The following is a 1,109-nucleotide window of genomic DNA, read 5'->3' on the forward strand; positions in this document are numbered from 1 at the left end:
ACACATTATTACCCCAGGAATTTTTGTTCAGCATGTGGTTGCAGTTGATGCAGCAAATGGTAATGGAGAATAACAATGAGCTACCAAAAACTAAGCCGTGACCAAATTGCTGAACGTGTTGCCCAAGATATTCCCGATGGTGCTTATGTCAATTTAGGCATTGGTTTACCGACCAAGATTTCAAAATATCTGCCAACAGACAAAGATGTATTTTTGCATTCTGAAAATGGTTTATTGGCTTTTGGTCCTCCACCTGCCAAAGGTGAAGAAGATCCTGAGCTGATTAATGCAGGCAAAGAATATGTCACTATGCTAACGGGTGGCTCGTTTTTCCATCATGGTGATTCCTTTGCCATGATGCGTGGCGGACATCTGGATATTGCTGTATTGGGTGCATTCCAAGTGGCAGCCAATGGCGATCTTGCCAACTGGCATACTGGTGCGCCAGATGCGATTCCTGCCGTGGGTGGTGCAATGGATTTGGCTGTAGGGGCCAAGAAAGTGTTTATCACCACAGATCATGTGACCAAGCAAGGTGAACCTAAGATTGTTGAAGAACTGACTTATCCAGTAACAGGCAAACATTGTGTTGATCGTATTTATACCGACCTATGTGTGATTGATGTGACCGCAGATGGCTTAAAAGTGCTTGAAAAAGTTGCAGGTCTGAGCTTTGAAGAGTTACAGGCTTTGACGGGTGCTCAGTTGATTGATGCGACACAGGGATAATAAATCCCTCCCTTGCGGAATGATTAAATCTCTCCTAACGGAATGATTAAATCTCCCCTAACCCCTCTTTATGAAAGAGGGGAACTTCTTCTTTTACAAAGAGGTGAGCTGCGGCTGTAGCAGCGCAAGGGAGATTATTTAAGGATATAAACAACATGAAAAACGCTTACATCATAGATGCCATCCGTACCCCATTTGGTCGTTATGCTGGTGGTCTTGCGCCAATACGTGCAGATGACCTCGGTGCAATTCCAATTCAAGCATTGATACAACGTAATCCAACGGTAGATTGGCAGCAAGTCGATGATGTGATCTATGGCTGTGCCAATCAAGCCGGTGAAGACAATCGTAATGTTGGGCGTATGTCAGCATTATTGGCA

The 1,109-nt window shown here is 44.4% G+C and carries 1 protein-coding gene and 2 pseudogenes; all 3 read left to right on the forward strand.

Annotation, left to right across the window (positions count from 1 at the left end):
- A pseudogene (locus tag GJV03_RS21305) lies at positions 1 to 73 on the forward strand (3-oxoadipate CoA-transferase); the annotation flags it as partial.
- A 2-nt stretch (positions 74 to 75) separates the two neighbouring features.
- The gene (locus GJV03_RS21310; RefSeq protein ID WP_154131082.1) at positions 76 to 729 is read left to right on the forward strand and encodes a 3-oxoacid CoA-transferase subunit B; all 654 of its coding nucleotides are present in this window, start codon (positions 76 to 78) and stop codon (positions 727 to 729) included.
- A 155-nt stretch (positions 730 to 884) separates the two neighbouring features.
- Positions 885 to 1,109 (forward strand): annotated as a pseudogene (locus tag GJV03_RS21315) (acetyl-CoA C-acyltransferase); the annotation flags it as partial.

This window comes from Acinetobacter sp. RIT698, from assembly GCF_009668065.1.
In the GTDB taxonomy this organism is placed as follows: Bacteria; Pseudomonadota; Gammaproteobacteria; order Pseudomonadales; family Moraxellaceae; genus Acinetobacter; species Acinetobacter guillouiae.